The organism is Streptomyces cinnamoneus (assembly GCF_014650495.1).
Classification (GTDB): domain Bacteria; phylum Actinomycetota; class Actinomycetes; order Streptomycetales; family Streptomycetaceae; genus Streptomyces; species Streptomyces cinnamoneus.
Genome location: NZ_BMVB01000001.1, coordinates 184,718 through 209,995, shown reverse-complemented (window position 1 = coordinate 209,995; position 25,278 = coordinate 184,718). Strand labels below are relative to the sequence as shown.

Annotated in this window: 20 protein-coding genes; 15 read left to right on the top strand and 5 right to left on the bottom strand. The window is 72.4% G+C overall.

Annotation, left to right across the window (positions count from 1 at the left end):
- Positions 1–2: 2 nt before the first annotated feature.
- Positions 3–713, top strand: coding sequence for a creatininase family protein (locus IE182_RS00865; RefSeq protein WP_190107626.1), 711 nt, complete (start codon positions 3–5; stop codon positions 711–713).
- Positions 714–1,324: 611 nt separating this feature from the next.
- Positions 1,325–2,203 carry a hypothetical protein gene (locus IE182_RS00860; protein ID WP_190107625.1) on the top strand — a complete coding sequence of 293 codons (879 nt, stop codon included), beginning with the start codon at positions 1,325–1,327 and terminating at the stop codon, positions 2,201–2,203.
- Positions 2,204–2,887: 684 nt separating this feature from the next.
- Here the strand turns inward: IE182_RS00860 and IE182_RS31715 are convergent.
- Both IE182_RS31715 and IE182_RS00850 read right to left on the bottom strand, forming a co-directional pair.
- Positions 2,888–3,751 (bottom strand): HNH endonuclease family protein, encoded by an 864-nt coding sequence (locus IE182_RS31715; protein ID WP_229844487.1) that lies wholly within the window; start codon positions 3,749–3,751, stop codon positions 2,888–2,890.
- A gap of 125 nt (positions 3,752–3,876) precedes the next feature.
- Positions 3,877–4,911 (bottom strand): LacI family DNA-binding transcriptional regulator, encoded by a 1,035-nt coding sequence (locus IE182_RS00850; protein ID WP_190107931.1) that lies wholly within the window; start codon positions 4,909–4,911, stop codon positions 3,877–3,879.
- A 168-nt stretch (positions 4,912–5,079) separates the two neighbouring features.
- Between IE182_RS00850 and IE182_RS00845 the strand changes: the two genes are divergently transcribed.
- From IE182_RS00845 to IE182_RS00820, 6 genes are all read left to right on the top strand, one after another.
- Complete coding sequence (locus IE182_RS00845; RefSeq protein ID WP_190107624.1) at positions 5,080–6,390, top strand: ABC transporter substrate-binding protein; 1,311 nt, start codon at positions 5,080–5,082, stop codon at positions 6,388–6,390.
- Positions 6,391–6,397: 7 nt separating this feature from the next.
- Positions 6,398–7,291 carry a carbohydrate ABC transporter permease gene (locus tag IE182_RS00840; protein WP_190107623.1) on the top strand — a complete coding sequence of 298 codons (894 nt, stop codon included), beginning with the start codon at positions 6,398–6,400 and terminating at the stop codon, positions 7,289–7,291.
- Positions 7,291–8,121: a carbohydrate ABC transporter permease gene (locus IE182_RS00835; RefSeq protein ID WP_190107622.1), complete on the top strand. Its 831-nt coding sequence runs from the start codon at positions 7,291–7,293 to the stop codon at positions 8,119–8,121. The genes IE182_RS00840 and IE182_RS00835 overlap by 1 nt, the downstream gene beginning before the upstream one ends.
- 33 nt (positions 8,122–8,154) lie before the next feature.
- Entirely contained in the window at positions 8,155–9,399 is a 1,245-nt protein-coding gene (locus IE182_RS00830; protein WP_190107621.1) for a glycoside hydrolase 5 family protein, read from the top strand.
- 179 nt (positions 9,400–9,578) lie between these two features.
- Positions 9,579–11,639, top strand: a complete 2,061-nt coding sequence (locus tag IE182_RS00825; RefSeq protein ID WP_190107620.1) for an endo-beta-N-acetylglucosaminidase — start codon at positions 9,579–9,581, stop codon at positions 11,637–11,639.
- Between the two features lie 37 nt (positions 11,640–11,676).
- A complete protein-coding gene (locus IE182_RS00820) occupies positions 11,677–14,712 on the top strand; it encodes an alpha-mannosidase (RefSeq protein WP_190107619.1) in 3,036 nt (1,011 codons plus the stop codon).
- Between the two features lie 15 nt (positions 14,713–14,727).
- Here the strand turns inward: IE182_RS00820 and IE182_RS00815 are convergent, their stop codons facing one another.
- Positions 14,728–15,861, bottom strand: a complete 1,134-nt coding sequence (locus IE182_RS00815) for an alpha/beta hydrolase (protein ID WP_190107618.1) — start codon at positions 15,859–15,861, stop codon at positions 14,728–14,730.
- A gap of 47 nt (positions 15,862–15,908) precedes the next feature.
- Between IE182_RS00815 and IE182_RS00810 the strand changes: the two genes are divergently transcribed.
- The 3 genes from IE182_RS00810 to IE182_RS00800 are packed head-to-tail and all read left to right on the top strand — an operon-like array spanning position 15,909 to position 20,060.
- Positions 15,909–16,448, top strand: a complete 540-nt coding sequence (locus IE182_RS00810; protein WP_190107617.1) for a DUF1697 domain-containing protein — start codon at positions 15,909–15,911, stop codon at positions 16,446–16,448.
- Between the two features lie 43 nt (positions 16,449–16,491).
- Positions 16,492–19,209, top strand: a complete 2,718-nt coding sequence (locus IE182_RS00805) for an alpha/beta fold hydrolase (protein WP_190107616.1) — start codon at positions 16,492–16,494, stop codon at positions 19,207–19,209.
- Entirely contained in the window at positions 19,206–20,060 is an 855-nt protein-coding gene (locus tag IE182_RS00800; RefSeq protein WP_190107615.1) for an ABC transporter permease, read from the top strand. The genes IE182_RS00805 and IE182_RS00800 overlap by 4 nt, the downstream gene beginning before the upstream one ends.
- 7 nt (positions 20,061–20,067) lie before the next feature.
- Here the strand turns inward: IE182_RS00800 and IE182_RS00795 are convergent, their stop codons facing one another.
- Both IE182_RS00795 and IE182_RS00790 read right to left on the bottom strand, forming a co-directional pair.
- Complete coding sequence (locus IE182_RS00795) at positions 20,068–20,979, bottom strand: SDR family oxidoreductase (protein ID WP_190107614.1); 912 nt, start codon at positions 20,977–20,979, stop codon at positions 20,068–20,070.
- Positions 20,976–21,773, bottom strand: a complete 798-nt coding sequence (locus tag IE182_RS00790; protein WP_190107613.1) for an SDR family oxidoreductase — start codon at positions 21,771–21,773, stop codon at positions 20,976–20,978. Before IE182_RS00790 ends, IE182_RS00795 begins: the two co-directional genes overlap by 4 nt.
- A gap of 75 nt (positions 21,774–21,848) precedes the next feature.
- Here IE182_RS00790 and IE182_RS00785 point away from each other — a divergent pair, with 75 nt between their 5' ends.
- From IE182_RS00785 to IE182_RS00770, 4 genes are read left to right on the top strand one after another with little or no spacing between them, the layout of a single operon-like run.
- Positions 21,849–22,610 (top strand): enoyl-CoA hydratase family protein, encoded by a 762-nt coding sequence (locus IE182_RS00785; RefSeq protein WP_190107612.1) that lies wholly within the window; start codon positions 21,849–21,851, stop codon positions 22,608–22,610.
- 14 nt (positions 22,611–22,624) lie between these two features.
- A complete protein-coding gene (locus IE182_RS00780) occupies positions 22,625–23,473 on the top strand; it encodes a CoA transferase subunit A (protein WP_190107930.1) in 849 nt (282 codons plus the stop codon).
- Positions 23,470–24,222: a CoA-transferase subunit beta gene (locus IE182_RS00775; RefSeq protein ID WP_190107611.1), complete on the top strand. Its 753-nt coding sequence runs from the start codon at positions 23,470–23,472 to the stop codon at positions 24,220–24,222. Before IE182_RS00780 ends, IE182_RS00775 begins: the two co-directional genes overlap by 4 nt.
- On the top strand, positions 24,219–25,274 hold the full coding sequence (locus IE182_RS00770) for an NAD(P)H-dependent flavin oxidoreductase (protein WP_190107610.1): 1,056 nt from the start codon (positions 24,219–24,221) through the stop codon (positions 25,272–25,274). The genes IE182_RS00775 and IE182_RS00770 overlap by 4 nt, the downstream gene beginning before the upstream one ends.
- The last annotated feature ends 4 nt before the right edge of the window (positions 25,275–25,278 follow it).

Sequence of the window (25,278 nt, the reverse complement as noted above, 5' to 3'; positions counted from 1 at the left end):
TCGTGAACCTGCTGCCGACGGCCACCACCACCGACGTCCAGGAGCAGGACCCGCGGGTGGCCGTTCTTCCCGTTGGGTCGTTCGAGCAGCATGGCGCCTACCTGCCACTGATCACGGACACCGCCATCGCCTCGATCATCGCCCGCGAGGTGGGCGCCCGATATCCCGTACTCGTCCTCCCACCGATCACGGTGTCGTGCAGCCACGAACACGGCACCTGGCCAGGCTCGGTGAGCATCAGCGCCCGGACGCTGTACGCGGTGGTGGATGACATCCGTTCCTCACTCGAACGGTCCGGGATCCAGAAACTCGTGATTATCAACGGCCATGGCGGCAACTATGTGCTCTCCAACATCGTCCAGGAGGCGAACGTCATGGAGCCACGCATGACCCTCTTCCCGCTGAGCAGCGAGTGGCGCCGGGCACGAGAGAGCGCCGGCCTGGTGTCCGATGCGCACAGCGACATGCACGCGGGGGAGATCGAGACTTCCATCCTGCTGCACGCGGAGCCGTCCCTTGTGCGACCGGGATACGAGACTGCCGACCACGACGGCGGGGAACGCCGTTTCCTTCTGACGCTGGGCATGAAGGGATACACGGAAAGCGGAGTGATCGGCTACCCGTCCCACGCGACAGCAGACAAAGGAAAAGCTGTGCTGGCAAGCCTCATAGAGGACTTCGTCGGCCATCTGCGAATCCTCGGCGAGCTATAAATCCGCGGCTGCCAGGATGGGAGGGTGAATTCATGACCAAGATGACCAGCAGTCCAGCACGAGCACGGCATGCCGGTATGACCGCCATCTCAAAAAGTGACATCCGCTACATGAAACCAAGCCAGCGGAACAAATACCGCAGCCAAGGATTCTCATGGTCAGAAATCAAGAAGATTGACCGAGCCATCGGGCGAGGTGAACACACGATCACTCTGAAATCCTCCACACGTGAGATAACTATGACTCTTCCTCCAAGGTGGGAGAAGGAGCCAGGGAGCCCAACCGCTGAGTGAGTGCGTGAGGTCTGGCGTCCATGCCCAATCACACGGTCTGTTCGGGTAAGCCGCTGATGCGTGAGGAACGTGTGGACCAGGTAAGCCGCCGCGCGAGTGCCAGCGAGATTCCCACGCCTAGCGGGTGGGCCCTGGCAGTGAGCGCAAAGAGGGGCTTGCCGACTGGACTATTGAAGTCAAGGCGACCGCCTACCGCGTACCTCTAGGCGTCTGAGCGGCCCTTCCTGCCGCGCCTTGATAGACGAACTTCGCCCCCCACATTCACCCAATTGACGCCTACCACTCGCGGCACAAGCGGCCCATCGCTATCTTCGGAATATGAATGGTCCTAATGAGGGTGCAGCAAAAAAATCTAGCGATGCTGATGCAGAAGACAGCGGTAAGCCGAAATATTCGGCCGCTTCTACCGTAGCCCTAGTCACCCTCTTGGGCCTTCTAATGTACGGGGTGGCGCGATTTGGAAATGCGGCATTCTGCGCCCGGCTAGGCATTTCGCCAGACGAAATCGGCGTAGAGCCTCACCTCCTGCTCGGTAAGGTCGCAGGAACTTTTGTCTTGTTTGTGCTGCTTATCGGTCTTACTGCCCTCGTGATTGACTGGGTATACAGAGAGGAGGGTGGATGGTGGCGAGTTTGGCTGGTAGGAATCCCGGTGGGGGCAGCTCTAGCGTTTCTATTTCTCGCCTTCTTTGTCCCAGGCTCCAACTCTTGGATTGTTGCAATTTGCCTCACTATCATCATATGCCTAATGCAATTCGGCTCGACCTTCCTTGGCCATTTTGTAAAATCCATCGAAAAATGGTCAAGCGCGGCGAGAGGAAATGTATTTAAGGTATGCGTATCGGGGGCTACTGTCATTGTGGCGCTGTTTATTCTGGCCGGAGTGTCCGGCTACCGTGCTGCGGGGTACACGAGCAGCGGTCGCGATCTGCCACATTTCGTCAGCTTCTATTTTTGGCGCGTGGATACTAAGTGGCTTACTGGGACTCCTGGATTTCTTGGGATTCACGCAAAGCGTGCAACTATATCGTGGGTTAGTTCGACCGTGTCGGAAAGGGTAGCGCAAAGGCTTCGGCGTGGCCCGGTGTTCCACTTGGGGACCTATCAAGGCGTGCACTATCTTTACTGCAGGGGAATTGAGGGGGTGATAAGATTTCCAGCATCGCTTGTAGTAATCGAAACGTGGACTTCAACATAGGTAAGACACTAAACCCTGGTAGGGGGTGACGTCGGGCTTCGGAGCAGACCCGACAGCCGTCGTCGGAAGGTGGCACTGCTGGCCACTGGAGCCTTCGGACTGGGGTGAGCGCGAGTGCTTGAGTCGGCCCTTCGCCCCCTGCGGACCCACGTTCGCTCCCAGTGCCGCCGCTCCCCCGTGTGTGCGCCTTCCCGCCCCCTCAGGAGCAGGGGAAGAGTCGCCCTTGCGTTCCATCGTGGAGCGGTGAGGGAGACCAATCAGGAGGGGATGAGAGTGGCCAAAGTCCCGCAGCGGTGTGGCTGGCGAACCAAGGCCGGCAAGCCATGCACGCTCCGGGTTTCGCCCGGGACCTCACGCTGCTGGCGGCACCAAGGGGAGTGGACCGGGCCTGGCAAGGTCCGCCGCATCGAGGAGGAGTTGAAGAAGGCCAAGCAGGAGCTGGCCAAGTCGCGACGGAAGTGAGCCCAGGCCAGCTTCAGGGAGCCAGATAGGGAGCCACGTGCCGCGACATCGCGCAGCCGTCCGTGGACAGCCACGGACGGCTGCATCGCCTTCCACCAGGGACAACGTCTCATCGCCGCTGGCGGATTGCACGCCCCCGTTACACAGCAGGCAAAGTGAGGGGCAGGCGGCGGGGGCCGTGTTTAAGCAGGTCAGGAGGGGTGGGGCGGGCTCCGTGAGGCGTCAGCAGTGGTGCAGGACCTGTTGGAGCTTTTGCTTCTCCGCTCGGGTGACGCTCAAGTCGTAGTAGTCCTTCACGCCGATCCATGCGCGGCTGTAGAGGCACTCGTGGCCCTTGGGGAGCCACTTGTCGGGGCCCTTGTCGCCCTTCTCCCGGTTGCTCCAGGTGGAGACGGCGATGAGCTGGGGCGAGCCGCTGAGGTCGTTGGCGAAGGCGCGGCGCTTGTGTTCCGGCCAGTTCCGGGCGCCGGAGCCCCAGGCGACCTTGAGCGGGACGATGTGGTCGATGTCGACGCGCAGGGGGTTGGTGACGGTCATGCCGTCGTAGGCGCTGTCCCAGCGGCCGCCGATGACCTTGCAGGAGCCGCGGAGGGTGGCCGGGATTTCGGACAGGGCCTTGAGGGCGAGCTCACGGGTGGAGCACTTGTCGGCGCCGTGCAGGACCCAGCAGTTCTTGCCGCCGAACTGCTCGCGCTGGAAACCCGTGCTGTCGAATGTACGGACGGGCAGTTCGCGGAGCATGCGCCGGGCGTCGTCGAGGTCCGGTATGTTCTTGGGCCATTTGACGGTGGGAGCGGCGGGGAGGGCGGGCGCGAGGGCTCGCCCGTGGCGGGGTGCGCCGGAGACGGTGGGGGTGCCGCCGGCCGGGGTGTGGACGCCGCCCTGGCCCGAATCGTTCGGTGGCAGCCGGTCTTCCTCGGGGCCTTCGCAGTCGAGCTCGTCGAAGTTGTGGGGCGCCCGGTGCCGGGCGTCGGCGTGCGGCTTCGGCGGTGCGGGCGAGGCGGTCGCGGCGGCGCCCGGGAGGGCGGCGGCGAGCAGTGCGGAGGCGAGGGCCAGTATTCGGTACGGGCGTGGGCTCGGGCGCATGAGGTTCCTCCTTCGAAGGCGTGGCCGTGGGCCGGAGCGGCCTTCTTCAGGAATTGACCACCGGCGACACCCGCGAACCTCTTTTCCGACAATTCGCCCGTTCGGCGTGGCGATCGCGGCTGTCCCTACCGGGCCGCAGGCGTCGCCCCGCGGGCGGGTCCCGTGCTGGCGCGGGGCGTGAGGCGGGGGAGGGCGGCGCGCAGGTCCGTGGCGGGGGCGCCGTCCAGGAGGGCCGTCAGGTGAGTCGCCGCCTGGCGGCCGAAGGCCGCGGTGTCACGAGTGAGTGCGGTGAGCGGGGGGTGGGTGGTGCGGCAGAGGACCGAGTCGTCCCAGGCGACGATCGAAAGGTCGCCGGGGACGGACACGCCTCGCTCGGCGGCGACGGCCAGGCCCGCCACCGCCATGACGTCGTTGTCGTAGACGATCGCGGTGGGCGGACGGGCGGAGGCGAGGACGCGGCGCGTGGCCTCGGCGCCCTGGGCGTCGGAGTAGTCGGTGGGGAGGGACGTGACGTCCGTCAGGTGGCGCCGCCCGGCCTCCGTGCGCAGGGAGTCGATGCGGCGACGGGTGTGGGCGAGGCCGGGCAGGCCGGCGATGTGCACCACGCGGCGGTGGCCGAGTCCGTGCAGGTGGTCGACGACGGAAGCCATGGCGCCGGCGTCGTCGGCCCAGAGGCGGGAGACGGGGGTGCCGGCGGGGACGGGGCGTGCGCCCGGAGCGCCGATGATCACGGCGGGCAGGCCGAGTTCGGCGAGGAGCGCCGGGCGGGGGTCGTCCTCGCGCGGGTCGACCACGAGGAGGCCGTCCACCCGGTGCTCGGCCCACCAGCGGCGGTGGACCGCGCACTCGGCGTCCACGTCCTCCACGACCTGGAACAGCAGCCCCAGGCGGCGGGCGGCGAGCGCCTCCTGCACCCCGGAGACGAGTTGGAGGAAGAACGACTCGACGCCGAGCGTACGGGCGGGCCGGGCCAGGACGAGGCCGACGGTGGCCGCGCCCTCGCCGGACAGGGCGCGGGCGGCCGTGCTGGGCTGCCAGCCCAGCTGGTCGGCGACGCGACGCACCCGCGCCCGGGTGGCGGCGGAGACGCCCGGCCGGTCGTTGAGGGCGAACGACACCGCGCTCTCGGAGACGCCCGCGCGGCGTGCGATGTCCTTCATCGTCGGCCTGCGGCGCACGGCTGCCTCCCACTGAAGCGCTTGAGTGCGGTCACACTAAAGCGCATTAGTGCGCGACGGAAGTCGTGAGGGACGTATTGACGCAACTCCCTTTCCGGGTGCAGGTTTTGTGCTGCCTCCTGCCGACCCGATCGAAGGAGCTCCGCCGCCATGCCCCTGTCCCGGCCCCGCAGAGCCACCGCCACCGTGCCCCTTCTCGTCGCCGCGCTGGCGCTCACCGCCTGCGGGTCGGGCGACGCGGGAAGCGGGGACGGCGGCGGATCGAGCGCCGACGGAAAACCCGAGGGCGACATCACGTTCCAGACCTGGAATCTCCGGGCCAATTTCAAGGACTACTTCGAAGGTCTCGTCAAGGACTTCGAGAAGCAGTATCCCGGCGTCAAGGTCACCTGGCGGGACCAGCCGGCCGAGCACTACGCCGACAAGCTCAGCGCCGACGCGGCCGGCGGCACCCTCCCGGACGTCGTCAACGTCTCCCCCGACCTCTCTCATCCCCTGGCCAAGGCGGGGGTGCTGATGAACCTGGACAAGGAGAAGGCCGCCGCCCGCTTCAAGGGCGACTACACGCCGGAGGCGTGGCAGGGCAACACGTTGCCGGGGCTGGGTGGTTCGTACTCGTTCCCGTGGTACCTCAACACCGGTCCCCTCTTCTACAACAAGGCCCTCTTCCGGGAGGCGGGGCTCGATCCCGAGAAGCCCCCGAAGAGCTACGACGAGCTGTTCGCGGCCGCCGACCGGATGGCGCGGCAGTCCGGCGGCCGCACCGCCACGCTCGCCGGGACCCCCGCCATCGAGGACTTCGGCCGCTACGGCGTGCGGCTGATGAACGACGACGCCACGAAATTCACCTACAACGAGCCGAAGGGCGTCGAGCTCCTCACCAAGTACAAGGAGCTCTACGACCACGGCGGCCTCGATCCGCAGGCTCTCACCAACACCCCGGAGAAATCCGGTCAGAAGTTCCTTGAACAGAAGGTCGCCATGAACCCGGGCAGTGCCCACGACCTGGACACGTTCAAGAAGAACGCCCCCACCCTCTACCGCAACCTCGGCATCACCGAGGCGCCCAACAACACGGGCAGGCCCAACATGTACGTGATGGGCCTGGCCGTGAGCCGGCAGAGCAGGCACAAGGCAGCCGCCATCGCCTTCGCCCACTTCGTCACGGACAGGAAGAACCAGGAGACCTTCGGGCACAAGGTCGCCGTCTTCCCCAGCACCAAGGGCTCCCTGGACGACCCGTACTGGACGAAGGACGACGGCACCGACGAGGGCCGGGTCCGCGTCGCGTCCGCGAAGATGCTCAAGGGAGCGGTCAACTACACGCCCGTGGTGATGAGCGAGGAGATGAAGACCGTCCTGCGCAACGAGGTGGCCAAGGCGCTGCAGGGGAAGAAGACGCCCCGGCAGGCACTCGACGACGCGGCCGCCCAGAGCGACAAGCTCCTCAGGCAGAGCTGATTCCCTCGTGCGCCGGCCCTCCGCCTCCCGCGTCCGCACCCACCACGCCGTCAGCCCCTGGCTCTTCCTGCTGCCCGGCCTCGCCGTCGTCGCCACCTTCAGCCTCTATCCGTTCCTGACGACCGTCCACAAGGCGTTCACCGACGCCCGCACCCTCACCCCCGGCACGTGGGTGGGTACGGCGAACTTCCGCGCCATGCTCGACGACGAGCAGTTCTGGACCGCCCTGCGCAACAGCGCCCTGTACGTGGCCCTGGTGGTGCCGTTCACCGTGCTGCTGCCCCTGCTGCTCGCGCTGCTGGTCCACAAGCAGCTGCCCGGCGTCGCCTTCTTCCGCTCCGCCTTCTACACCCCGGTCGTGGCGTCCGTCGTCGTGGTCGCCCTCATCTGGGGGTGGATGCTCGACGACCGGGGCCTGGTCAACGCCCTCCTGCACACCCTCGGTGCCGGACCCGTCGGCTTCCTCGGCAACGCGTGGCTGCTGTTGCTCAGCGCCATGGCGCTGACCGTGTGGAAGGGCCTCGGCTACTACATGGTCATCTACCTCGCGGCGCTCGCGAACGTCCCCCGCGAGCTGCACGAGGCGGCCGCCGTCGACGGGGCCGGAGCCCTGCGCCGCTTCGTCAGCGTCACCGTGCCCGCGGTGCGGTCCACCATGGTGCTGGTCGGTGCGCTGTCGTCCGTCGCGGCGTTCAAGGTCTTCTCCGAGGTCTACCTGCTGGCCGGCCCCACCGGAGGACCCGCGGGCCAGGACACCACCCTGGTCATGCTCGTCCAGCGCACCGGAACCGGGCTGAACGGGCGCGTGGGCTACGCCTCGGCGCTCTCCCTGGTCATCTTCGTCATCGCCCTGCTGCTGATGCTGCTCGTCCTGCGCGCCGACCGGAAGGAGGACCTGTGATGCGCCGGACGCCGGCCTGGGAGAAGACCCTGCGCTACCTGCTGATGCTGGCCGTCCTGGCCGTCACCGTCGGCCCGTTCCTGTGGCAGCTGTCCACCTCGTTCAAAGGCACCACCGAGGACATCTACACCTCGCCGCCGCGCTTCCTGCCCGAACACCCGACCCTGCACAACTACCGCGAGGTCGCCCGTATCATCCCCGTCTGGGACTACGCCCTGAACTCCCTGAAGGTCGCCGCCGCCAGCGTGGTCACCAATCTCGTCGGCGCCTCGATGGCCGGCTATGCGCTGGCCCGGCTGCGCTTCCGCGGGCGGAAGGCGGCGGGCATCGCCTTTGTGATGGCGCTGCTGGTGCCGCTGGAGTCCATTGTGATCGCACAGTTCACGATGGTCCGCGACCTGCACCTCAACAACACCCTCGTCGCCGTCGCGCTGCCCGGCGCCGTCGGGGCCCTGAACGTCCTGCTCATGCGGAACGCCTTCGCCGCCGTGCCCCGGGAGATCGAGGAGGCGGCCGTCATCGACGGGGCCACCGCATGGCAGCGGTTCCTCCGGATCGGGCTGCCCTCCGTGCGCGGCACCCTCGCCGTCGTCGCGATCTTCGCCTTCATGGGCGCCTGGGACGACTTCCTGTGGCCGCTGATCGTCCTGTCCGACTCGGACCGCTTCACGCTCACCGTCGGGCTCGACTACCTGCACGGCACGTTCACGCAGAACCCCCGGCTGGTCGCCGCCGGAACCGTCATCGCGGTCGCGCCGCTCGTCGTGATGTTCGCCTGCCTGCAGCGGTACTTCTTCCGCGGGGCCGGCGAAGGCGCCGTCAAGGGCTGACCACACCGCTTCCGCACCCGAGGAGGACCCGCCATGGCCACCGTCCCCCGCTTCGGCGTCAACTACACCCCCACCCACGGCTGGTTCCACCACTGGCTCGACTTCGACCTCGACTCCCTCCGCGCCGATCTCGACTCCATCGCCGTCCTCGGCCTGGACCACATCCGCGTCTTCCCGCTGTGGCCCCTCTTCCAGCCCAACCGCACCCTCATCCGGCCGCGCGCCGTCGAGCAGTTGCTGCTCCTGGTCGACGCGGCGGGCGAACGCGGGCTCGACGTCGGCGTCGACGGCCTCCAGGGCCATCTGTCCAGCTTCGACTTCGTCCCCTCCTGGACCACCACCTGGCACCGGCGGAACATCTTCACCGACCCCGCCGTCGTCGACGCCCAGGCCGCGTATCTGGGCGTGCTCGCCGGTGCCCTGGCCGACCGCCCGAACTTCCTCGGCATGACCGTCGGCAACGAGGTCAACCAGTTCTCCGGCCCTCCGCACCCCGATCCCGACCGGGTCGGGCCCGATGACGCCGAACGGTGGCTGCGGTGCATGCTCGGCGCCTGCGAGAAGGACGCGCCGGGTCGCCTGCACGTGCACGCGTCGTACGACGCCGCCTGGTACGACGGCACGCACCCCTTCACCCCCGCCCACTCCGCCAGGCTCGGGGCGATGACCGCCGTGCACTCGTGGGTCTTCAACGGGACCGCACAGCGCCATGGTCACGACGGCCGCCCCACCGTCCTGCACGCGGCCTACCTCGTCGAGCTGGCCAAGGCATGGGCCGAGGACCCGGCCCGCCCCGTCTGGCTGCAGGAGGTCGGCGCCCCCGCCCCGCACGTTCCGCCGCAGCATGCCGCCGCCTTCACCGAGGCGACCGTCGCGCAGGTGCTGGACTGCCCGGACGTGTGGGGCGTCACCTGGTGGTGCTCCCACGACGTCGACCGGGCGCTCGCGGACTTCCCGGAGCTGGAGTACGGGCTCGGTCTGTTCACCAACGACCGGCGGATCAAACCTGCCGGGGAGGTGATGTCACGGCTCGTACGGGAGTGGCGGGAGGAGCGCGTGCACCGGGCGCCCGCGCCACGCCGCCTCGCGCTGGTCCTGGACGCGGGCGACCCGGACGGCGCGCCCCGGCGCGCGGTGTGCGCGCCGGGCGGAGCCTTCTTCGAGGCGTGGATGGGGGTGGCCTCCGACGGGGGGCGGCCGGCGGTGGTCCTCGCCCAGCGGGCCGGGGACGCGCGGTACCTGGCCGCGAGGGGCATCACGGAGGTGGTTCACCCCTGACGTCCCCCGGCCCTTCCTCCGGCCGCCCCTCCGGACGTCCCCCAGACGTCCCTCCGGACCTTCCACCGGCCGCCACCCTGACCCCTCGGCCGTCCCCCCTGACCTTCTCCCGGCCTTTCCCGCCGTCCCCCGGTCTTTCCCCGCCGTCCCCCGGGCCGTCCCCTTTCCGCAGCCGGAGGATGCGCAGCGCCGTCACCGAAGGAGCCACCTTGGACATCTCGCGCCGTCAGGCCCTCGCGGCAGGTGCGGCCGCCGCCGTCGCCGCCGCGCCGGCGGGCCGCGCGCACGCCGCGCCGGCCGCCGGCCTCCAGCCGTACGCCTCCTACTGGTACCCCGACAGCCTCCCCACCGGTGCGCCCGGGCCCGGAATCCGCTGGCGCAGCCTCAGCACGTGGCGGCCCGAGGACGACCCCGACCTGCCCTTCAACAGAGCCACCGTTCCGCTCGCCCCGCGCTTCACTCCCCCGCCGCCCAACGGCACCGCGCGCGCCGGGCAGGCCCGCATCTGCGCCCTCGCCGCCTTCGCGACCACGTCCGGCAATCCCTCCCAGGGCTCCCCCACCGCCGACTTCTACGCGCTCACCCACTGGGCCTACCTCGACGAGCTGGTCTTCTGGGGCGGATCCGCCGGCGAGGGCCTGATCCTCGCGCCCAACGCGCCCGTCGTGGACGCCGCGCACCGCAACGGCGTGCCGGTGCTGGGCACGGTCTTCCTGCCGCCCGTCGCCTACGGCGGACAGCTGCGCTGGACCCGGGACCTGGTGCGGCGCGACGCGCGGGGCGGATTCCCCCTGGCCGAGCAGCTGGTGCGGGTGGCCCGCGCGTACGGGTTCGACGGGTGGTTCCTCAACGCCGAGACCGGCGGTGGCGACGCCCGGCTCGGGGCGGACATGCGGGACTTCGTCGCCCATCTGCGGGAGCACGGTGCCGGGCTGCGGGTGACCTGGTACGACGCGATGGCGATCTCGGGCGACGTCGCCTGGCAGAACGAGCTGAACGACCACAACGCCCCGTTCTTCCGTGCCTCCGACGGCATGTTCCTCAACTTCAACTGGAGCGGCCCGGGCCTGGCCGCCTCCGCGGAGCGTGCGCGGGCCGCGGGGCGCAGCCCGTACGAGCTGTGGGCGGGCGTCGACGTCGAGGCGCGCGGCTGGGACACCCCCGTCGACTGGGACGCGGTCGTGGCGGCCGGCCGGCCGCACGTCGTCTCGTTCGGCTTCTACCGTCCGGAGTGGACGTGGACGAGCCTGCCCGCGGCCGAGCGCGCGCCCGCCGCCTTCCACGCGCGCGACGACCGCTTCTGGTCCGGGCCGTCCCTCGACCCCGCCCGCCCCGGCGCCGGGCCGTGGCGGGCGCCCGCCGTGTCCGTCGCGGACCGTTCGACGCTCAGCTCGCTGCCCTTCGCCACGACCTTCAACACCGGTCACGGGACGGGCTGGTACGAGCGGGGCCGGCGGGCCGGTGAGGCGGCATGGAACCACCTGGGCCTGCAGGACCGGCTGCCCGGCCGCCGCTGGGTGATCCACACCCCGGGGGCCCGGCCGGCGGTGGGCTTCGACTTCGCCGACGCCTGGCACGGGGGCAGCAGCCTGCTCGTGGAGGGCGCGCTCGGCGGGCCCACGACGGTCGAGCTGTATGCGGCACGGCTGCCGTTGTCGAAGGAGACGGTGGTGGAGCTGACGCACCGCACCGACCCCGGCTCGCCGGGCGTCCGCGTCGAGCTGGCCGTCGCCCTGGAGGAGCGCCCGTACCGCTTCGTGTACCTGCCGGCGGGAGCCTTCCGGCCGGGCGGCGGCGACTGGACCACGGTCGTGCTGCGTCCCGGCGCCCTGCTGCGGGGGCGGCGCGGGCAGGCCGTCCGCGCCCTGGGCGTCCGGCTGGGCGCGGCGGACGGGGGAACGGTCCGCTGGCGGCTGGGCCGGCTCGCGGTGCGCGACGCGGTCCCGCCCGTCCCCGGCCCGCCCGGCGCCGCGTCCGTGACCGCAGCGCGGCCGCAGGCGGACGGCTCCGCCGCGCTGCGGCTGGCGTGGGGCGCCGCGGCCGGGCCCGTACGCCATTACGAGCTGCGGCAGGCGCTGCCCGGCGGGGGATTCCGCTTTCTGGGCGGCACCTGCGGGCATGCCTACTACGTCCCGGCGCTGCGCCGTGCGGGCGGCGAGGCGGCCACCCGCATCGACGTGCGTGCCGTGGACGAGCTGTACACCGCGTCGGCGCCCGCTTCCGTCACGTTCCGCTGGTAGCCCCGCCCGGGCGAGGGGATCCCTTCGAAGGAGACGCATGCACAACGACCGCACGATCACCGAAGCCCGTCTCAGGCGGGTGCTGGACGAGCGCATCCGCCCGGCCGTGTATCCCGAGTCGGTGCCCCTGGACGTCTCCGTCTGGCACGCGCCCGGCGAGCCCGTGCCCGTCGAGGAGGGCATCGCGGCCGAGGGCGCGCCCATCGCGGTGGGCGCGCAGTGGGGGCCGGCCTGGGGCACCAGCTGGTTCACCGTGTCGGGGACGGTGCCGCGGGAGTGGGCCGGGCGCACCGTCGAGGCGCTGCTGGACCTGGGCTTCGACGAGAACATGGCGGGGTTCCAGTGCGAGGGGCTGGTCTACCGCCCGGACGGCTCACCGGTGAAGGGGCTCAACCCGCGCAACCAGTGGGTGCGCATCGGCGAGAAGGTGGCGGGCGGCGAGCGGGTGCTGCTGCACGTGGAGGCCGCCTCCAACCCCGTGATCCTCGACTACCACCCCTTCCGGCCGACCGAGCTCGGTGACCGGGAGACGGCCGACGCCACCCCGCGCTACCGGCTGGTGCGCATGGACCTGGCCGTCTTCGACCGGACGGTGTGGGAGCTGGTGCAGGACCTGGAGGTGCTGGAGCAGCTGATGACCGAGCTGTCGGTGGACTCGCCGCGCCGCTGGGAGGTCCTGCGGGCCGTCGAGCGGGCGCTGGACGCCCTCGACCTGCAGGACGTGGGCGGCACGGCGGACCGGGCGCGGGGCGAGCTGACGGGCGTGCTGTCCGCACCGGCGCACGCTTCGGCGCACCGGATCAGCGCGGTGGGGCACGCCCACATCGACTCGGCGTGGCTGTGGCCGTTGCGCGAGACGGTCCGCAAGGTGGCGCGCACGACGTCGAACATGACCGCGCTGCTGGAGGACGAACCGGAGTTCGTCTACGCGATGTCACAGGCACAGCAGTTCGCGTGGATCAAGGAGCACCGGCCGGAGGTGTACGCGCGGGTGAAGAAGGCGGTCGCCGACGGGCGTTTCGTTCCGGTGGGCGGCATGTGGGTGGAGTCGGACACGAACATGCCGGGGGCGGAGGCGCTGGCGCGGCAGTTCGTGCACGGGAAGAGGTTCTTCCTGGAGGAGTTCGGGATCGAGACGGAGGAGGTGTGGCTGCCGGATTCGTTCGGCTACTCGGCGGCGCTGCCGCAGCTGGTGAGGCTGGCGGGGGCGAAGTGGTTCCTGACGCAGAAGATCTCGTGGAGCCGGACCAACAAGTTCCCGCACCACACGTTCTGGTGGGAGGGGCTGGACGGCACCCGCGTCTTCACGCACTTCCCGCCGATCGACACCTACAACGCGCAGCTGTCGGGGCAGGAGCTGGCGCACGCGGTCCGTAACTTCCAGGAGAAGGGCGGTGCCACGCGTTCGCTCGCGCCGACGGGGTGGGGCGACGGCGGCGGGGGCACGACGCGCGAGATGCTGGCGCGGGCGAAGCGGCTGGCGGACCTGGAGGGATCGGCGAGGGTCGTCTTCGAGAAGCCGTCCGCGTTCTTCGAGAAGGCGCACGCGGAGTACGCCCATGCGCCCGTGTGGGCGGGCGAGCTGTACCTGGAGCTGCACCGGGCGACGCTGACCAGCCAGGCCCGCACCAAGCAGGGCAACCGGCGGTCGGAGCACCTGTTGCGCGAGGCGGAGCTGTGGGCGGCGACGGCGGCGGTACGGGCCGGTGCCCCGTACCCGTACGAGCGGCTGGACCGGCTGTGGAAGACGGTGTTGCTGCACCAGTTCCACGACATCCTGCCGGGCACGTCGATCGCGTGGGTGCACCGGGAGGCGGCGCAGACGTACGCGGAGGTGGCCGCCGAGCTGGAGTCGGTCATCGGCGAGGCGCTGGCGGCGCTCACCGGGGCGGGCCCGGGCGGGAACGGACCGGACGGGGGCACGGTCGTCTTCAACGCGGCGCCGCACGGGCGCGGTGGCGTACCGGCGCTCGGCGCGGTGCCGGACGGGACACCGGCGGGGGCGGCCCCGCGGACGGCGGAGCGCGAGGGCGGCGGGTACGTCCTCGACAACGGACTGCTGCGGGTCGGGATCGACGGGCGCGGGCTCGTCGTGTCGGTGTACGACCACGTGAGCGGACGGGAGGCCGTCGCGCCGGGCGGTGCGGCCAACCTGCTGCAGCTCCACCAGGACTTCCCCACCATGTGGGACGCGTGGGACGTGGACCACTTCTACCGCAACACCGTCACCGACCTGACGGACGTGGAGCGGCTGGAGGCCGTGGACGGCGGGGTGGCGGTGCGGGTGGTGCGCCGCTTCGGGGCGTCGCGGGTCGAGCAGCGGATCGCGCTGCCGGCGGGCGAGCGGCGGCTGGACGTCGCGACGGAGGTGGACTGGCGCGAGACGGAGAAGTTCCTCAAGGCCGCGTTCGCGCTCGACGTGCACACCGACCGGGTGGCGGCGGAGACCCAGTTCGGTCATCTGTACCGTCCCGCCCACACCAACACCGGCTGGGACGCCGCGAAGTTCGAGGCGTGCGCGCACCGTTTCGTGCACCTGGAGGAGCCGGGGTGGGGCGTGGCGCTGGTCAACGACTCGACGTACGGCTACGACGTGACGCGGGCGGTGCGGGCGGAGGGCGGCGGGACGACCACCACCGTGCGGCTGTCCTTGCTGCGGGCCCCGCGCTTCCCCGACCCGCGCACGGACCAGGGGGTGCACCGCTTCCGGTACGCGCTGGTGCCGGGGGCATCGGTGGGGGACGCGGTGCGCGAGGGGTACCGGATCAATCTGCCGGAGCGGCGGGTGTCCGGCTCGGTTGGGGTGGAGCCGCTGGTGTCCGTCGACGACGACGCGGTCGTGGTCTCGGCGGTGAAGCTGGCGGACGACGGCAGCGGTGACGTCGTCGTCCGTCTGTACGAGTCGCGCGGTGGGCGGGCCCGTGCCCGGCTGGCCGCGGGCTTCGCCGTGGGGGCGGTGTCCGTGTGCGATCTGCTGGAGCGACCCACCGGGTCCCTGACGGCCGAGGACGGGAGCGTGGCCCTCGCCCTGCGGCCGTTCGAGATCGTCACCCTCCGGCTGACGCGCGCCTGAGGCCGGGCCCGTCCGTCACGCCACGCCCAGCGCCCCCATCAGCATCGGGAACGAGGCCACCAGCTCCCGCTCCCAGTACGGCCAGGTGTGCGTGCCTTCGTGGGCGCACACCGTGGCCGGGATGCGCAGCTCCGCGAGCCGCGCGCGCAGCTGTTCGTTCATGCCGTAGACGGTGCGCTCGACCGCTTCCGGGCCGTGCGCGGGAGGGTTGACGCAGCGGGCGGCGGAGGGCGGCGGGTCGCCCCACTTCCAGCCCGTGCCGCTCGCACTGCCGTTGCCGTAGGAGACGTAGAGAGGGGTACGGGCGAGCCTTGCGGCCTGGTGGAGGGGGCTGTTGCGCTTCCAGATGTGCTGTTGGCGCAGGTCGGTCGGGTCGGTGGTGTCGAAGGGGTAGCCGGGCTCGCCCCAGAGCCGCTTCCAGTCCGTCAGGCAGGACAGGCCCCCGGCCTTGACCGCGTCGGGACCGCTGAAGCCGCCGTCGGGGGAGGCGTAGAGCGGGTTGACGGCACCGCTGTAGGAGGCGGCGGCCCGGAACGTGCCCGGGTGGGCGGCGGTGAGCTTCAGGGCTCCCAGGCCGCCCATGGACAGCCCGGCGACCGCCCGGCTCGTGCCGGCCCGGTAGCCCTTCTCCAGCAGGGGCCCGACCTCGTCGAGCAGGTAGGTCTCCCAGGCCGGTGCGCCGCCCTTGCCGTAGTTCCACCAGTCGCTGTAGCCGCTGCAGTTGCTGGTCTCCGGCATGACGACCATGACGTCGCGGCCGGCGGTGAGCTCCTCGACGTGGGTGTTGCCGGTCCAGTCCTTGTGGTTGCCGTTGCCGCCGTGCAGCAGCCACAGCACCGGCCAGGTGCGGGGGGTGTCCTTGGACCAGTGCCTCGGCAGCAGGAGGCGCACCCATGTGACGGGGGCGCCCGTGGAGGGCGAGGAGACGGCGAGGTCGAGCATGCGCTCGCCGGCCTTGACCTCCCGTGCCACGTGGGCGGACCCGCGCGGCGGACCGGCGGTCCCCCGGGCCGCGGCCGCGCCCGCTGGCTGCACCGCGGGCAGCGACAGCAGGAGAGCGAGCACGGCCGGCAGGGCCCGTCCCGCCCTCACCGGCCCGGTCGGCGCCCGGCCCGCGCGGCGTGCCCGTCGGCAGGTCATGTGCACCATGCGACTCCCCCTCAAGGCAGTGATGCACGTCATATTAGGGTGACGGTGTGACAACGTACGTGGCACTCCTGCGCGGCATCAACGTGGGCGGCAAGAAGCGCGTCCCCATGCAGGCTCTCCGCGGCATGCTGACGGACATGGGGGGCGAAGCCGTCCGGACCCACCTCAACAGCGGCAATGCGGTGTTCACCCACCCGGAGGCGGACGAGGCGACGCTGGCCGCCACGTTGGAAGGGGCCATCGAGCGGGAGCTGGGTTTCTCCGTGACCTGCCTCGTGCGCGAAGCGGGTGAGATGCGCCGTGTCGTTGACGCCAATCCGTTCGCCGGACGGGCGGTCGATCCCTCGCGGTTCCTGGTGATCTTCCTCGCCGGTCCGGCCGACCCGGCCACCGTCGCGGACCTCGCCCCCGCGGCCTACGCGCCCGAGGAGTTCGCGCTGGGCGAGCGCGAGGTGTACCTGCACTGCGCGGAGGGCATCCGGGACTCCAAGCTGGCGAAGGTGCTGACCGAACGGCGTCTGGGCACGGCGGCCACCGCGCGCAACTGGAACACCGTCACCAAGCTGGCGGACATGGCGCACGTCTAGCCTCCGCGCCCAGCCGGACACCGGCTCCGCTTAGCATTCGAACATGAAGCTGCGTTTCCCCCGGCCGCGCGGGCGGCGGCTGCTCGCCGCCTCGGCCGCCGTCGCCGTGCTCGCCGGTGCCGGTACCTGGACCGTGGCCTCGGCCACCGGCGGCGACCCTCCCGTGCACCGCGAGGACCGCACGATGCGCATGCCCGCGGCGCCGGGCGACGCGGACACCGTCCGCATCGACACCTCGTTCTTCACCTCCGGCCGGGCGCAGGAGCGCCGGCCGGCCGTGCTGCTCGCACACGGCTTCGGGGGCAGCAAGGACGACCTGCGCGAGCAGGCCGAGGAACTCGCCCGGTCCGGCTACGCGGTGCTGACCTGGTCGGCGCGCGGCTTTGGGCGGTCCACCGGCCGCATCGGGCTCAACGACCCCGACCGCGAGGTCGCCGACGTGTCCCGGCTGATCGACTGGCTCGCCGGGCGCCCCGAGGTGCGCCTGGACGCGGCCGGGGATCCCCGGGTGGGCGTCGCGGGCGGCTCCTACGGCGGTGCGGTCGCGCTGCTGGCCGCCGGGCACGACAAGCGGGTCGACGCCATCGCCCCGCAGATCACCTACTGGAACCTCGCCGACTCGCTCTTCCCCGGCGACGTCTTCAAGAAGCTGTGGGCCGGCATCTTCTTCACCACCGGCTCCACCGCGACGGGCACCGACGGCAAGCCGGCCGCCCGCCCCGCAGCGCCCGGCCGCGACCCCGGCTCCGGCTGCGGCCGGTTCGAGCAGAGCCTGTGCGAGATGTACGAGCGCGTGGCCGTCGCCGGGAAGCCCGACCCCGGCGCGCGGGAGCTGCTGGAGCGCCGCAGCCCCTCCGCCGTCGCGGACCGCATCAAGGTCCCCACGCTCCTCGTCCAGGGGCAGAACGACTCCCTCTTCCCGCTCGACCAGTCCGACGCGGCGGCCGACGCCATCCGGCGCAACGGCGCTCCCACCGCCGTCGACTGGATCGCCGGAGGCCACGACAGCGGCACCGCGAGCGAAGAGGACCGCATCGAGCGACGCACGCGCGCGTGGTTCGACCGTTACCTCAAGGGCGACGAGCAGGCCGGCACCGGTCCCGCGTTCCGCGTCAGCCGCACCGGGGGCATCGACACCACCGACGGCCGGGCGCGGCTGCGCACCGCGACCGGCGCCCGCTACCCCGGCCTGCGCAACGAGACCCGCACCGTCGAGCTCGGCCGCGGTGCACAGTCGTTCGCCAACCCGGCCGGCGCCGCACCACCGGCGCTGTCCGCCGTGCCCGGCGTCGGCGCCGTCTCCCAGCTGTCGGGCCTCGGCCTCGGGGTGTCCCTGGACTTCCCCGGCCAGTACGCGAGCTTCGAGTCCGCCGCGCTCGCCGAGGGCGTGCACGTCACCGGCTCGCCGACCGCCCGGGTGAAGGTCGCCTCGGACTCGGGCGAGGCCGTCCTCTTCGCCAAGGTCTACGACGTGGGCCCGGGCGGGCAACAACTGCTGCCGGGGCAGCTCGTGGCCCCGGTGCGCGTCACCGACGCGAAGGCCGGCCGGACCGTCGAGGTGCGGCTGCCCGCCATCGACCACACCTTCGAGCCCGGACACCGCATGCGGCTGGTGCTCGCCGCCACCGACCTCGGCTACGCCTCCCCGGCGCAGCCCGCCACGTACACCGTGTCGCTGGCGGACAGCGGGCTGAGCGTGCCCACCGCCCCCGACGTGCGGACCGGTTCGGCCGGAATGCCGTGGTGGACGTGGGCGTTGCCGGCCGGTGCCGTGATCGTGGCGGCCGTGGTGCTGCTGACGGGGCGGCGGCGCACCGCCGTGCCCGCGCCGGACCCGGCCCTGGCCGACGTGCCGCTGCAGATCACCGGCCTGAGCAAGCGGTACGCCAAGTCCGCCGACGCCTACGCCGTGCAGGACCTGTCGTTCCGGGTCGAGCGGGGGCAGGTGCTGGGGCTGCTCGGGCCCAACGGCGCCGGCAAGACCACGACGCTGCGGATGCTCATGGGCCTCATCCGGCCGGACGCGGGCGGGATCCGCGTGTTCGGGCACGCGATCCGACCGGGCGCTCCCGTGCTGTCGCGGGTCGGGGCGTTCGTGGAGGGCGCGGGCTTCCTGCCGCACCTGTCCGGGCGGGCCAACCTGGACCTGTACTGGCGGGCCACGGGCCGCCCGGCCGCAGACGCGCACCTCGACGAGGCCCTGGAGATCGCCGGGCTGGGCTCGGCACTGGACCGGGCCGTGCGCACGTACTCCCAGGGCATGCGGCAGCGGCTGGCGATCGCGCAGGCCATGCTGGGGCTTCCGGACCTGCTGATCCTGGACGAGCCGGCCAACGGCCTCGACCCGCCGCAGATCCGGGAGATGCGCGAGGTGATGATCCGCTACGCGGCGGCGGGCCGGACCGTCATCGTCTCCAGCCACCTCCTCGCCGAGGTCGAGCAGTCCTGCACGCACCTGGTGGTGATGGACCGCGGACGGCTGGTCAGCGCCGGGCCGGTGGCGGAGATCGTGGGCTCCGGCGACGCGCTGCTGGTGGGCGTCGCCGGCGGGGTGTCGGAGGTGATGGCCGACAAGGTCGCCGCGCTGCCCGGGGTGGCCTCGGCCGTGCGCACCGACGAGGGGCTGCTGGTGCGGCTGGACGGCGCGAGCGCGCCGGAACTGCTGGTGGAACTGGTCCGGCTGGAGGTGCCGGTGGCGAGCGTGGGCCCGCACCGGCGGCTGGAGGACGCGTTCCTGACCCTGATCGGAGGCTCGGCATGAGTGCCGCCCTGGAGTCCGCACCCGGCTACCGCGCACGGCACACCCTGCCGCTCCGGGTGGAGGCGGCGCGGCAGTTGCGGCGGCGTCGCACGCTGGTGATGGGGGCGGTGCTGGCGGTGCTGCCGTTCGTGCTGATCGCGGCCTTCGCGATCGGCGGCGACCCCGAGGGACGCGACGCGCGGGTGACCCTGATGGACACCGCGACCGCCTCGGGGGTCAACTTCGCGGCCACCACGCTGTTCGTCTCGGCGGGCTTCCTGCTGGTGGTGCCGGTGGCGCTGTTCTGCGGCGACGCGGTGGCGTCGGAGGCGAGCTGGTCGTCGCTGCGCTATCTGCTGGCGGCGCCGGTGCCGCGGGCCCGGCTGCTGCTGAGCAAGCTGGTGGTGGCGCTGGGGTTCAGTGCCGCGGCCATGGTGCTGCTGCCGCTGGTGGCGCTGGTCGCGGGGACGGCGGCGTACGGGTGGGGGCCGCTGCGGATCCCCACCGGTGGGTCGCTGGACGCGGGGACGGCCGTGGGGCGGCTCGCGATCGTCGTCGCCTTCGTGTTCGTCGGCCAGCTCGTCACGGCCGCGCTGGCGTTCTGGCTGTCCACAGTGACGGACGCGCCGCTGGGCGCGGTGGGGGGCGCCATGGGGCTCACCATCGTCGGCAACGTGCTCGACGCGGTGACCGCGCTGGGCGGGTGGCGGCAGCTGCTGCCGGCGCACTGGCAGTACGCGTGGGCCGATGCGCTGCAGCCGCACCTGGAGTGGGGCGGAATGGTGAAGGGGACGGTGGTGTCGGTGTCCTACGCGGTGGTGCTGTTCGCGTGCGCGTTCCGGCACTTCCGGCGCAAGGACATCGTGTCCTGAAGCCGGCTCAGCCGGCGCCGTACACCGGTCGCGGTGCCCGGGCTCCCCGCAGCAGGCCGCGCACCGCCTCCCCCGCTTCCGCCGGGGACCAGCGGTCGGCCTTGTCGGCCGTGGGGCCCGGGTGCCAGCCCTCCATCACCGTGATGCGGCCGGCCTCCGCCGCGAAGACCTGGCCGGTGACGCCCTCGGAGGCCGCCGACGCCAGCCACACCACCAGCGGGGAGACGTTGGCCGGGGCCATGGCGTCGAAGCCGCCGTCGGCCGGCGCGGCCATGGCCTCGGCGAAGGGACCCTCGGTCATGCGGGTGCGGGCGGCGGGGGCGATGGCGTTGACCTGGACGCCGTAGCGGCCGAGTTCGGCGGCGGCCACGAGGGTGAGGGCCGCGACGCCCGCCTTGGCGGCGGCGTAGTTCGCCTGGCCGACGCTGCCCAGCAGGCCGGCGCCCGAGGTGGTGTTGACGACGCGGGCGACGGGCCTGCGGCCCGCCTTGGCCTCCGCGCGCCAGTGGGCACTGGCGTGGCGCAGCGGCAGGAAGTGACCGGCGAGGTGGACGCGGACGACCGCGTCCCAGTCGTCCGCGTCCATGGTGACGAGCATGCGGTCGCGCAGGAACCCGGCGTTGTTGACCAGGACGTCCAGGCGCCCGAAGGTGCGCAGGGCGGTGCTGACGAGGGAGGCCGCGCCGTCGGCGGTGGCGACGTCCGCGCCGTGCGCCACGGCCTCGCCGCCCCGGGCGCGGATCTCCTCGGCGACCTGCCGGGCCGGGTCCGCGCAGGCCCCTCCCCCGTCGGGCCCCACGCCCAGGTCGTTGACGACGACACGGGCTCCCTCGGCGGCCAGCGCCAGGGCGTGGGCCCGGCCCAGGCCGCGGCCGGCGCCGGTGACGACGGCCACCCGGCCGTCACAGATCGCGGTCATGTCAGCTCCTCACTGGGGCGGTGGCCGGCGTCGGCGGCGGCCAGGAAGGCAGGACGCTCACCGCCGCCATGGACGAGCAGGGCGGCGCCGGTGATGTAGGCGGCCCGGTCGGAGGCGAGGAACACGGCGGCCTCGCCGACCTCGTCGGGCTCGGCGAGCCGGCCCGCCGGCACGGTCCGGGCGACGGCCGCGACCCCGTGCTCGTCGCCGTAGTGCAGGGCGGCCGACTCGGTGCGCACCATGCCCACGACGAGGGTGTTGACGCGGACGGCCGGGGCCCATTCCACGGCCATGGTGCGGGCGAGGTGCTCCAGTCCGGCCTTGGCCGCGCCGTAGGCGGCGGTACCGGGTGAGGGGCGGGTCCCGCTGACGCTGCCGATCATCACCATGGAACCGCCGTCCGGCTGCTCGCGCATGATGCGGTGGGCGGCGAGGGAGACGGTGAGCGGCACGAGCAGGTTGAGTTCGAGTACGCGCGCGTGGCGGCTCGCCGGTGCCTCGTCCAGCGGCCGGAACGGGGTGCCGCCGGCGTTGTTGACGAGGGTGTCGATGCGCCCGTGGCATTCCACGACGCGGGCGAGGACGGCTTCGGCGGCGTGCGGGTCGCGCAGGTCGGCGGGGAGGTAGCGGGCGGACCGGCCTCCCGCAGCGACCGGCTCGCCGGGCGGCCGGCGGGCGCATACGGCCACCTCGGCCCCCGCGCGCAGGAAGGCCCGCGCGATGCCCGCCCCGACCCCGCGCGTGCCGCCGGTGACGACGACAACGCGGCCCTTTGCGCCAGGAGTTCCGCTCATGGTGTGCCTCCCGCAGCGGGCACTCCGCTGCTACCTTCGGCAGTACCTAACAAACGTTTGGTGGAAAGGTAGCCGATGGGCGTCTCCACCGCACACCCCGAACCGGGCGTCGCCGTCGTCACGGTGGACTATCCGCCCGTCAACGCGCTGCCCGTGCACGGCTGGTACGCCCTCGCGGAGGCCGTACGCGCCGTGGGCGCCGACCCCGCCGTCCGCTGCGCCGTACTCGCCGCCGCCGGGCGGGGCTTCAACGCCGGCGTCGACATCAAGGAGCTGCAGCGCACCCCCGGTCACCACGCCCTGATCGGGGCCAACCGGGGCTGCGCCGAGGCGTTCGCCGCCGTGTACGAGTGCGCGGTACCCGTCGTCGCGGCCGTGCAGGGCTTCTGCCTGGGCGGCGGCATCGGCCTCGTGGGCAACGCCGACGCCGTCGTCGCCTCCGAGGACGCCACGTTCGGCCTGCCGGAGCTGGACCGCGGGGCGCTCGGCGCCGCCACCCACCTCGCCCGGCTCGTGCCCCAGCACCTGATGCGCACCCTCTACTACACCTCCCGCACGGTCACCGCGCGCGAGCTGCACCGGCACGGCTCCGTCTGGCGCGTCGTACCGCGCCCCGAGCTGCCGGACGCCGCACTGCAGTTGGCGCGCGACATCGCCGCCAAGGACGGTGCGCTGCTGCGCATGGCCAAGGCCGCGCTCAACGGCATCGACCCCGTCGACGTGCGCCGCAGCTACCGCTTCGAGCAGGGCTTCACCTTCGAGGCGAGCCTCAGTGGGATCGCCGACCGCCACCGCGACGCGTTCGTCTCCCGGAGCACGCGAAAGGAGCGGCCGTGACGGCCGACAAGACCATGACCGCCGACGAGGCCGTGGCCCGGCTGTCGAGCGGCATGACGCTGGGCATCGGGGGGTGGGGCTCGCGCCGCAAGCCGATGGCCCTCGTGCGGGCCCTGCTCCGCTCCCCCGTCACCGACCTGACCGTCGTCTCCTTCGGCGGCCCCGACGTCGGCCTGCTGGCGGCGGCAGGGCGGATCCGCAAGCTCGTCGCGGCGTTCGCCACGCTGGACTCGATCCCGCTGGAGCCGCACTTCCGGGCGGCCCGGCAGCGCGGGGAGCTGGAGCTGACGGAGCTGGACGAGGCGATGCTGATGTGGGGGCTGACGGCCGCCGCGCACCGGCTGCCGTTCCTGCCGGTCCGGGCGGGGCTGGGCTCGGACGTCATGCGGGTCAACCCCGGCCTGCGGACGGTCACCTCACCGTACGCCGACGGGGAGGAGCTGGTCGCCGTCCCCGCACTGACCCTCGACGCGGCCCTGGTCCACCTCAACCGGGCGGACCGCAGCGGCAACGCCCAGTACCTGGGCCCGGACCCGTACTTCGACGACCTGTTCTGCGAGGCCGCGCGCGAGGCGTACGTCTCCTGCGAACGGATCGTCGAAGGCGGGGAGTTCGCGGCGGCGGGCGCTCCGCAGACGCTGCTGGTGCAGCGCCACTGCGTCGCCGGTGTCGTCGAGGCGCCGGGCGGCGCGCACTTCACCTCCTGCGTGCCGGACTACGAGCGGGACGAGGCGTTCCAGGCGGCGTACGCCAAGGCGGCCGCCGACCCGGAGGAGTGGCGCGAGTTCACCGGCCACTTCCTCTCGGGCGACGAGGCCGGCTACCGGTCGGCGGTCGCCGCGTTCGCGGAGGAGTGGGCATGAACGCCGACCGGGCCGAGATCTGCGTCGTGGCGTGCGCGGAGGCGTGGCGGGGCAGCGGGGAGGTCCTGGCGAGCCCGATGGGGGTGATCCCCACCATCGGGGCGCGGCTCGCCCGCCTCACCTTCGCGCCGGAGCTGCTGCTGACGGACGGCGAGGCGCTGCTGATGGGCGACGTCCCGGCGCTGGGGTCCGCGTCGCGCGTCACCGAGGGCTGGCTGCCCTACCGCCGGCACCTGGCCCTCGTCGCGGGCGGCAGGCGGCACGTGATGATGGGCGCGAGCCAGCTCGACCGGCACGGCAACCAGAACATCAGCTGCATCGGCGACTGGAAGCGGCCCGCACGCCAGCTGCTGGGGGTGCGCGGCGCCCCGGCGAACACCCTCAACAACCCGACCAGTTACTGGATCCCGCGCCACTCCCCCCGCGTCCTGGTCGAGCGCGTGGACATGGTCAGCGGCGTCGGCTACGACCGCGCGGCCGCGGCCGGCCCGTCGGCCACCCGCTTCCACCGCATCGTGCGCGTCGTCACCGACCTGGCCGTGCTCGACTTCGAGACCCCCGACCGCACGATGCGCGTGCGCTCCCTCCACCCCGGCGTCAGCGCCGACGAGCTGCGGGACGCCACCGGCTTCCCCCTCGACGTGCCGGACGGGGTGCCGCGCACCCGCACGCCCTCGGCCGCCGAACTGCGCCTGATCCGCGAGGTCGTCGACCCCGCGGGCCTGCGCGATCGCGAGGTGCGCAGGTGAGGACGGCGCTCACCGACCTGGTGGGGGTCCGCCACCCCGTCGTGCAGACCGGCATGGGCTGGGTCGCGGGCCCCCGTCTGGTGACCGCCACGGCTGACGCCGGGGCGCTGGGCATCCTGGGCTCGGCGACCATGACGGTGCCGCAGCTGCGCGCCGCCGTCCGGGAGGTGAAGTCCCGCACGGACCGGCCCTTCGGCGTCAACCTGCGGGCGGACGCGGGCGATGCGGCCGAGCGCGTGCGGCTGATCGCCGAGGAGGGGGTGCGGGTCGCCTCCTTCGCGCTGGCCCCCTCGCGCGACCTCGTCGCCCGGCTGAAGGACGCCGGCGTCGTCGTCATCCCGTCCGTCGGGGCCCGCCGCCACGCCGAGAAGGTCGCGGCGTGGGGCGCGGACGCGGTGCTCGTGCAGGGCGGCGAGGGCGGCGGCCACACGGGGCAGGTCGCGACGTCCGTGCTGCTGCCGCAGGTGGTCGACGCGGTGGACGTCCCGGTCGTCGCGGCGGGGGGCTTCCACGACGGCCGGGGCCTGGTGGCCGCCCTCGCCTACGGCGCGGCGGGCATCGCCATGGGCACGCGTTTCCTGCTGACGTCCGACAGCACGGTGCCGGCGGCCGTCAAGGCCGCGTACCTCGCGGCGTCCGTCCAGGACGTCACCGTCACCGACCGCGTCGACGGCCTGCCCCACCGCATGCTGCGCACGCCCTTCGTCACCGGCCTCGAACGCGCCGGGCGGGCCGGCACGTTCGTGCGGGCCCTGCGGCACGCCGCGGCGTTCCGGAAGCTGGCGGGGCTGAGCTGGTCCGGGCTGGTGCGGGACGGGCTGGCGATGCGGCGGGGACACGAGCTGGCCTGGAGCCGGCTGCTGCTGGCCGCCGGCACGCCGGTGCTGCTCCGGGCCGCCATGGTGGACGGGCGGACGGACCTGGGCGTGATGGCGGCCGGGCAGGTGGCGGGGGTCATCGAGGACCTGCCGTCGTGCGCCGAGCTGGTCGGCCGGATCATGACGGAGGCGGACCTCGTCCTGCGGCGCCTGGGCGACGACCGGGCGCCGTGAGGCG